The following is an 8,728-nucleotide window of genomic DNA, read 5'->3' as shown; positions in this document are numbered from 1 at the left end:
CGGCTCGGGCACCTCCCGCTCCGCCGCGGCGCGCTCCTCCGCCGGCGGCGCGGACGGCGCCGGCTCCTTCCGGCGGGTGACGACGGAGCGCTCGTCGAGCCGGCTCGCCGACGCCGCTCCGTCCGTCTGCCGCTCCCCCGCTGCCGGCGCGTGCGCGAGCGCGCCGCTCGTGCTCGCGCCGCCGCTCGCCTCCGCCTTCGCCTCCCCGTCCGGCCGGGCCGCCTGCGTCGGCGCTCGCTCCGGCGCGGCGCCCAGGAGCGCGTCCGGATCCTCCCGCTCGAGCCGCGCCGGCCGCAGCGCGTACAGCCGGTACGACAGCGCGACGGCCGCCGCCGCGGTCACCGCGGCGATGGTCCCGCGCCAGAGCCAGGACGGCATCCACCGGCGCCGGCGGCGGTCCCGGACCGCCTCGCGCGCGGCGGCGAGCAGGATCCGCTCCCCCGCCTCCGGCGCCGGCTCGGGCGGCAGCGCCGACACGAGCGCGCGCGTCTCCCGGAGGCGCCGGAGCGCCGCGCCGCACTCGTCGCAGCCGGCGGCGTGCGCCTCCACCTCGCGCGCCTCGCGCGCCGGGAGCTCGCCGTAGGCGAGGTCGAGCAGCGCCTCCCGTGCGGTCTCGTGTGTCATCGGGCCGCGCTCCACGGCGGCGACGCCGTCTCCGGGGTGACGCCGAGCGCGGCGAGCTCCTGGCGGAGCGCCTCCAGGGCGTAGCGCATCCGGCTCTTCACCGTGTTCTCGGGCGTGCCGGTCACCGCCGCGATCTCGGAGAACCTGAGGCCGGTCTGCTCGCGCAGGAGGAACACCTCGCGCTGCTCCGCCGGGAGCGCCGCGACGGCCGCCTCGAGCTTCGGCCGGACCAGGGCGGCGTCGGCGGCGCGCTCGGGGGACGGTCCGCCGGACGGCACCTCGGCGGCGCGCGCCGCCGGGCCGTCGAGCGGCTCCGCCCGGCGGAAGGCGACGCGGCGGGCCTCGTCCACCGCGAGGTTTCGCGCGATCGCGTAGAGCCAGGTCGCGAAGCGCGCCCGCTCCTCCCAGCGCTCCGCCCCCTTGATCACCTTCAGGAACGCCTCCTGGCAGAGATCCTCGGCGCGGCCGCGGTCGCCGGTCAGCCGGAGCAGGAACGAGAAGACGGGCGTGCGATGGCGGCGCACCAGGACCTCGAAGGCCCGCGGGTCGCCGGCCTGGAACCGGAGCATCAGCCTCTCGTCGCTCTCGTCCAAGCGGCCTCGGACCTCGCTGGTGAGAACGCGCGAGGCGGGAATCGGATCTGCGGGAGTCTAGCTCACGCCACCCGGCCTCGGCGCTCCGGCACGCGATCGGGCGACTCGAGGAGGCGGCCGTTCGGGAGGAGCCGGGGCGGGACCTCGACGCCGGCCTCCGCGAGCTTGAAGCGCTCGCAGCGCGTGTGGACGCCGTCGCAGTAGAAGCTCCGCCAGACCCGGATGGCGGCCTGCATCCCGAGGTTCTGGTGCAGCCCGCAGCGCTCGAAGTATGGACACCCCGCCATTCGACCCTCCGTTCGGCGGCCGAGTGCAAGGGCGGGGCCGCGCCCACGGGCGGGAGATCTCCCCGTCGTTGCGGTTGCATCATTCGACGCTCGGTCGGCGTCCCGGTGACCCACGGGTTGTCCCCGCCCCCCGACCTACGGGTGCGGCCCGCGCCGGGACGAGGACGGCAGGGCGTGGTCAGCGCGTGGGACGGAGCGGAGCCGCGCACTCCGCGCCGGACGCCGGCGCGGGCCCCCCGGCCCGGAGCGCCTCGCGGAGCACCAGCCGCCCGGCGAGCTGCGCGTCGTCCACGAACTCGCTCTGCCCGGTCACCTGGGCGAGCACGGTGCAGCCCTCGAGCAGGACCTTGAGCGCCCGCGCGAGGCCGCGGGGGTCGGCGGCGCCGGCCTCGGCGGCCAGCCGCTCGATGAAGGCGAGGGCGAGCCGCTTGTGCTCCGCGGCCGCCGCGTGGACCGGGTCGTCCTGGGCGGCGAACTCGGCGGTCACGTTGATGAAGGGGCAGCCGAAGAAGTCCTTCCCCCGCACCCAGTCGCGCACCACGTCGAAGAGCGCGTCCAGCCGCGCGACGGGCGTGGCGGCCCGGCGCTCCACCGCCGCCATGAAGTCGTTGCGGAAGCGCTCGTCCATGCGCCGCAGCGCGGCGAGGAGCAGCTCGTCCTTGGAGCGGAAGTGCCGGTAGAGCGTCATCTTCGCCACGCCCGCCTCGGCCAGGATCGTGTCGATACCGACCGCGTGGCAGCCGCGCCGGTAGAAGAGCTCGGCGGCGGTCTCGATCAGCCTCTCGCGCGGCGACATGGCTTTTCCGGCATCCTCCTCCCTGTATACCACTGGGTCTTCATGATTTCTCGTCTTCAGCGCCACTACCCGATTATTTCGACTGGATCGAGTAGACCGATCTGTCTATAGGATGGCCGTGCCCGGGCCCGCCTGGTCGCTGGTGATCGGGATGGGCGCGGGCGCTCGAACGAACCCTGGAGGAGTCCGCACCCATGAGCTTCACGAAGAAGGAGCTGTCACACCTCGTCCTGGCGGTCGCCGTCGCGCTGGCCACGCTCGCCGCGCCGGCGGCCCGCGCCGCGCCGCCCGCCCGGGCCGCCGCCTACGGCAACGCCGACGCGCTGCGGGGCGTGAAGACCGGCAAGGCCGTGTTCCTCGTCGATCTCGGCGACGCCAAGAAGCTCGCGATGTACCTGAAGCTCCTCGCCGGCACCCGGGAGAACCTCGTCCGGCAGGGCGTCGCCGCCGACTTCAAGGTCGTGATCATCGGCCCGAGCGTGAGGTTCCTCTCGACCGTGCCGCCCGCCCAGGCGACGCCCGAGGAGCTCGCCGCGCTCCCCGAGATCGCCCGCGCCGTGCACGCGCTGAAGGTCCAGGGCGACGCCCTCGAGGTGTGCGCCATCGCGACGCAGGTATTCAAGGTGGACGACGCGACGCTGCTGCCGGAGCTGAAGGTCGTGGCCGACGGCTTCATCTCGCTCATCGGCTACCAGGCCCAGGGCTATCACCTCGTCCCGATCTTCTGATGATGACCCTCCGGGCCGGGCGCCGCCCGGCCTGACGAGCTAGCCCAAGCCGAACGCACGACGGCCCGGCCCCGCGCGGAGCGGGACCGGGCCGCCTTCACGTCCTTCACATCTTGGCGCCGGGAGGCTACGCCCGCGGCTTCGACGCCGCGCCGGGGACGAGGTTCGCCGGGGTCATCGCCCGCGCGAGCTGCTCGTAGAGCGCGTAGCGCTCCTTCACGTCCTTCTGGGCCTGCGTGATCAGGTTCTTGAACCGCTCGGGGTTCGCCTGCTCGACCTGGCGGAAGCGGGTCTCGGACTTCACGAACTCGGCGAGCTCGAGCTTCGGCGCCGGGCTGTCCAGCTTGAGCGGGCTCTCGCCGGCCGCCGCGCGCCGCGGGTCGTACCGGAAGAGCGGCCAGTACCCGGACTCGACCGCCCGCTCCTGCTGCGAGATGCCGTCCGCGAGATCGTAGCCGTGCGCGATGCAGTGCGCGTAGGCGATGACGAGCGAGGTGCCGTGGTAGCTCTCGGCCTCCTTGATCGCGTTCACCGTCTGCGCGTCCTTCGCGCCCATCGCGACCCGGGCGACGTACGGGTGCCCGTAGCTCATCGCCAGCATCGCGAGGTCCTTCTTGGGGAGGCTCTTCCCGGCCATCGCGAACTTCGCCGCCGCGCCCATCGGCGTCGCCTTGGACGCCTGGCCGCCGGTGTTCGAGTACACCTCGGTGTCGAGGACGAGGATGTTCACGTCGCGCCCCTGCGCGATGACGTGATCGAGGCCGCCGTACCCGATGTCGTACGCCCAGCCGTCGCCGCCCACGATCCACACCGACTTGCGCACCAGGTAGTCGGCGATCCGCGAGAGCCACCGCGCCTCGAGGGACTCCTGCCCGCCGAGCTTCTCCTTCAGGAGCGCCACGCGGGCGCGCTGCCGCTGGATGCCCGCCTCGTCGGACTGGTCGGCCTCGAGCAGCTCCTTCACGAGGCCGTCGCCGACGACGGCGCCGAGCTTCGCGAGGAGCTCCCGCGCCTGCTCGTTCTGCTTGTCGATGGAGAGGCGCATGCCGAAGCCGAACTCGGCGTTGTCCTCGAACAGCGAGTTCGACCAGGCGGGGCCGCGCCCGTCCGCGTTCTGCGTGTACGGCGTCGTCGGGAGGTTGCCGCCGTAGATCGAGGAGCAGCCGGTCGCGTTGGCGATGATGGCGCGGTCGCCGAAGAGCTGGGTGACGAGCTTGAGGTACGGGGTCTCACCGCAGCCGGTGCAGGCGCCGGAGAACTCGAAGAGCGGCTCGAGGAGCTGCGTCCCCTTGACGTCGAGCTTCACCTTGGTGCGGTCCGCCTGCGGCAGCTCGAGGAAGAAGGCGAAGTTCCTCCGCTCCTGCTCCTTGAGCGGGAAGGCGTCCTTCATGTTGATCGCCTTCTTGCCCGGCTCCTTCTTGGACTCCGCGGGGCAGATCTGCACGCACAGCGTGCAGCCGGTGCAGTCGTCCGGCGCGACCTGGAGCGTGTACTTCGCGCCCTTCACGTCGGCCGACCGGTAATCCGTGGACTGGAAGCCGGCCGGCGCCTTCGCGAGCGCCTCGGCGGGGTAGAACTTCGGCCGGATCGCCGCGTGCGGGCAGATGAGCGCGCACTTGTTGCACTGGATGCAGAGGTCCTTCTCCCAGGTCGGGATCTCGAGGGCGATGGACCGCTTCTCCCACTTGCTCGTGCCGGTCGGCCAGGTGCCGTCCACCGGGAACGCCGAGACGGGGAGCAGGTCGCCCTTCCCCGCGAGCATGAGGGCGGTGACGCGCTTCACGAAGTCGGGCGCCACCTCGGCGACCGTCGGCGGGCGCGGCGCGCCGCCGGCCACCCGGCCGGCGACCTTCACCTCGTACAGGTGCGCGAGGGTGTGGTCCACCGCGGCGAAGTTCTTCTGCACCACCTCGGCGCCCTTGCGCGAGTAGGTCTTCTCGATCGCCTTCTTGATGTGGGCGATGGCCTCGTCGCGGGGCAGCACGCCCGAGATCGCGAAGAAGCAGGTCTGCATGATCGTGTTGATGCGCACGCCCATGCCGGTGTCGCGGGCGACCTTGTACGCGTCGATCACGTACACCTTGAGCCGCTTCGCGAGGATGGTCTCCTGGACCTCGCGCGGCAGCCGCTCCCAGAGCTCGTCCGGCCCGTACGGTGCGTTCACCAGGAAGGTGGCGCCGTCCACGCAGTTCTCGACCATCTCGTACTTCTCGAGGAAGCCGAACTGGTGGCAGGCGACGAAGTTCGCCTTCTCGATGAGGTACGCCGAGTGGATCGGCTTGGGCCCGAAGCGGAGGTGGCTGATCGTCACCGACCCGGACTTCTTCGAGTCGTAGACGAAGTAGCCCTGCGCGTAGTTGGGCGTGTCCTCGCCGATGATCTTGATCGAGTTCTTGTTCGCGCCGACGGTGCCGTCGGCGCCGAGGCCGTAGAAGAGCGCCCGGACGACGTCCTTCCCCTCGGTGTCGAAGGCCGGATCGGTCCGCAGCGACAGGTGCGTCACGTCGTCGTTGATGCCGACCGTGAAGTGCCGCTTCGGGGTCGCGCGCGAGAGCTCGTCGAAGACCGCCTTCACCTGCGCCGGGGTGAACTCCTTCGAGGAGAGCCCGTAGCGACCCCCGATCACCCGGAGGCCGTCCCGGTCGCCCTCGCGGAGCGCCGTCACGACGTCGAGGTAGAGCGGCTCGCCGAGCGCGCCCGGCTCCTTGGTGCGATCGAGCACCGCGACGTGCTTCGCCGTCCGCGGGAGCGCGGCCGTGAACGCGCCGACGTCGAAGGGCCGGAACAGGCGGACCTTCACCATGCCGACCTTCTCGCCCCGCGCGAGGAGGGCCTCGATGGTCTCCTGGGCGGTCTCGCAGCCCGAGCCCATCAGGACCACCACGCGCTCCGCCTCCGGGTGGCCGAAGTACTCGAACAGCTTGTAGCTGCGCCCGGTGAGCTTCGCGAAGTGGTCCATCGCGTCCTGCACGTGGCCCGCGGCCGCCGCGTAGAACGGGTTGCAGGCCTCGCGCGCCTGGAAGAACGCGTCGGGGTTCTGGGCGCTGCCGCGGAGGAACGGCCGGTCCGGCGTGAGGGCGCGGGCGCGGTGCGCGGCGACCAGCTCCTCCGGGATCATCCGGCGGAGATCGTCGTCGGTGAGCTCCTCGATCTTCGCGACCTCGTGCGAGGTCCGGAACCCGTCGAAGAAGTGGCAGATCGGGACGCGGGCGTGGAGCGCCGCGCGCTGGGCGATCGCGGCGAAGTCGTGCGCCTCCTGCACCGACGCCGACGAGAGGAGCATGAAGCCGGTCTGGCGGACCGCCATCACGTCGGAGTGGTCGCCGAAGATCGAGAGCGCGTGGGTGGCGACCGTGCGGGCGCTGACGTGCATGACGAACGACGTCAGCTCGCCGGCGATCTTGTACATGTTGGGGATCATCAGGAGCAGGCCCTGCGACGCCGTGAAGGTCGTCGTCAGCGAGCCCGCCTGGAGCGCGCCGTGGACCGCGCCGGAGGCGCCGCCCTCGGACTGCATCTCCGAGACGCTCGGGATGGTGCCCCAGATGTTCTTGCGGCCCTTCGCCGACCACTCGTCCGCCCACTCCCCCATGTTCGAGGAGGGGGTGATCGGGTAGATCGCGATGACCTCGTTCGTCCGGTGGGCGACCGACGCGACGGCCTCGTTGCCGTCCATCGTCACCATGCGCCTCGACGCCATGTGGGCCTCCTCGTCAGCAGGGAGTGCGCTCTGGCGCGCCGCGAGACCGCCACACGCAAACCTTGCAAAAGTGACGCAGGTCAAACTGCTCTTGCAACTGCCGGGCCTTGTTGCGTTTACAGCGATATTTCTGAAGGGGGCGCGGAGTGTAGCAGATTGTCCACCCCCCCTGCCAACCCCCCCGGATGCGTACCGGGCGCCCGAGACGCGATTCTTGCGCAAGCGTTCGCGCAGAACGGGCGGCGGCGATGTACTCCTTGAGTGAGCGCGGGGCGGCGGGCGATCCTCGCCCCGCATGGTCCGCAAGGTCGGAACGAGCCGCATCGTCCGCGAGATCGGCCGCGGCGGCATGGGCGTGGTCTTCGAGGCCTTCCAGGAGGGGCTCGACCGGCCCGTGGCGGTGAAGGCGCTCGACCAGAAGGTCGCGCGCTCGCGCGAGGTGGTGGAGCGCTTCCGTCGCGAGGGGCGGGCGTACGCGCGGCTCCGGCACGAGGCGATCGTCGCCGTGCACGACCTCGTGGAGCGGGACGACCAGCTCTACCTCGTCACGGACTTCGTGAACGGCGCCGACCTCGCCCGCGTGCTGCAGGCGGGCGGCGCGATCCCCGCCGAGTGCGCGGCCATCGTGGGCGCCCGCGTGGGCGAGGCCCTCGACTACGTGCACTTCAACGGCCTGCTCCACCGCGACGTGAAGCCGGCGAACGTGATGATCTCGCGCGACGGCGAGGTGAAGCTGATGGACTTCGGGATCGCCAAGGTCGAGGGCGATCCCGCGCTCACCCGCGACGGGATGCTGGTCGGCAGCCCCTCGTACATGGCGCCCGAGGTGCTCGGCGGCGACGAGGCGGGGCCCGCCGCGGACGTGTGGGCGCTCGGCGTCACGCTGTACGAGCTCGTGGCCGGCGAGAAGCCCTTCCGCGGCGCCGGCGCCGACCAGCTCTTCGGCGCCATCCGCCGCGGCCGGTTCCGCCGCCTCCGCGCGCTCGCGCCGGACTGCCCGCGGCGCGTCGCCCGGATCGTGGAGCGCTGCCTCGCGCGCCGCCCCGAGCGGCGCTGGAAGTCCGCCGGGGACCTCGCCCGCGCCCTCGACGCCGCCGCCGCCCGCCGGCTGCGGAAGACCCACCCGCGGGCGCGGCTGGTCGCGCTCCTCGCCCACCGCGGCTTCGCCACCGAGGAGATCGCGCTCTCGAAGATGGACCTCGCGACGCTCCAGGCGACGCGGGTCGCCGACGCCCGGGGCACCCGGACCGCGGTGGAGTTCCCGGTGGCGAGGAGGCGCCGGGCGCGGCTGGCGCTGACGTTCGCCGTCGCCCTCGCGGCGGGGATCGCGGCGTGGCTGGTGCGCCTGCCGCTCGTACCGTGAAGAGGGTCGGAGCGTCACCGTGCCCGTCACCGGTCCCGTCACCGTGCCCGTGACCGTGACCGTTTCCCGTGCCCGCCTCCCGCGTCCCGCATTCCGTGGCCCGTGTCTCCGTCGGATCACGGGAACCGGCCACGGGCCACGCGAGCCGGCTCTCGGGTCACGGAACGACCGGTGACGGTGACGGGCACGGAGCACGGGGCGCCGTGCGCCTCGTGCTCCCTCGCTACGCGACCGTGAACCGCGGAGCGTCGGCCCAGAGCCCCTCGAGGTCGTAGAAGCCCCGCGACTCGCGGTTCATCACGTGCGCCACCACGTCGCCGTAGTCCACGAGGATCCAGCGCCCGCCCTCGTACCCCTCGACGCCCACCTTGGTGATGCCCTGCGCCTTCATCGTCTGCTCGACGTGGTCGGCGATGGCGCCGGCCTGCCGGTCGGACTCGGCGGTCATCACCACGAAGTAGTCGGCGTAGCTCGTGAGGCCGCGGACGTCGAGGACGGTCACGTCCTCCGCCTTCTTGTCGAGCCCGGCGTGGGCGATCGCGAGCGCGGTCGGCCGCGCCGTGTCCGGCGCCGCGGGGGCCGCCGGCGCGGCGGGCGCCGACGGGGCCGCCGCGGGCGCCGTGGCGCGCTTCGGGCG

Annotated in this window: 8 protein-coding genes; 2 read left to right on the top strand and 6 right to left on the bottom strand. The window is 72.5% G+C overall.

The annotated features are described in order from the left end of the window. The 4 genes from MNZ27_RS22290 to MNZ27_RS22275 all read right to left on the bottom strand — a co-directional run. Window positions 1-624: anti-sigma factor family protein (locus MNZ27_RS22290; protein WP_242396272.1), on the bottom strand; the 624-nt coding region annotated here is incomplete at its 3' end. Beyond that, window positions 621-1,217 (bottom strand): RNA polymerase sigma factor, encoded by a 597-nt coding sequence (locus tag MNZ27_RS22285; protein WP_277958215.1) that lies wholly within the window; start codon window positions 1,215-1,217, stop codon window positions 621-623. The genes MNZ27_RS22290 and MNZ27_RS22285, both read right to left, overlap by 4 nt. Window positions 1,218-1,279: 62 nt before the next feature. After that, window positions 1,280-1,504, bottom strand: coding sequence for a hypothetical protein (locus tag MNZ27_RS22280; protein WP_242396271.1), 225 nt, complete (start codon window positions 1,502-1,504; stop codon window positions 1,280-1,282). Between the two features lie 178 nt (window positions 1,505-1,682). After that, window positions 1,683-2,300 carry a TetR/AcrR family transcriptional regulator gene (locus MNZ27_RS22275; RefSeq protein ID WP_242396270.1) on the bottom strand — a complete coding sequence of 206 codons (618 nt, stop codon included), beginning with the start codon at window positions 2,298-2,300 and terminating at the stop codon, window positions 1,683-1,685. A 194-nt stretch (window positions 2,301-2,494) separates the two neighbouring features. Between MNZ27_RS22275 and MNZ27_RS22270 the strand changes: the two genes are divergently transcribed. Then, complete coding sequence (locus MNZ27_RS22270) at window positions 2,495-3,028, top strand: DsrE family protein (RefSeq protein ID WP_242396269.1); 534 nt, start codon at window positions 2,495-2,497, stop codon at window positions 3,026-3,028. Between the two features lie 127 nt (window positions 3,029-3,155). Here MNZ27_RS22270 and nifJ read toward each other — a convergent pair whose 3' ends face one another. Continuing rightward, entirely contained in the window at window positions 3,156-6,728 is a 3,573-nt protein-coding gene (nifJ, locus tag MNZ27_RS22265; protein WP_242396268.1) for a pyruvate:ferredoxin (flavodoxin) oxidoreductase, read from the bottom strand. A 295-nt stretch (window positions 6,729-7,023) separates the two neighbouring features. On the opposite strand from nifJ, the gene MNZ27_RS22260 reads away from it, so the two are divergent. Next, the gene (locus MNZ27_RS22260) at window positions 7,024-8,091 is read left to right on the top strand and encodes a serine/threonine-protein kinase (protein WP_242396267.1); all 1,068 of its coding nucleotides are present in this window, start codon (window positions 7,024-7,026) and stop codon (window positions 8,089-8,091) included. 223 nt (window positions 8,092-8,314) lie between these two features. Here MNZ27_RS22260 and rsfS read toward each other — a convergent pair. Beyond that, on the bottom strand, window positions 8,315-8,728 hold a 414-nt coding region (gene rsfS, locus MNZ27_RS22255; protein WP_242396266.1), incomplete at its 5' end, for a ribosome silencing factor.

Source organism: Anaeromyxobacter oryzisoli, assembly GCF_022690765.1.
Taxonomy (GTDB): domain Bacteria; phylum Myxococcota; class Myxococcia; order Myxococcales; family Anaeromyxobacteraceae; genus Anaeromyxobacter; species Anaeromyxobacter oryzisoli.
The sequence above is the reverse complement of the archived record's forward strand: the minus strand, read 5'-3'. Positions and strand labels throughout refer to the sequence as shown.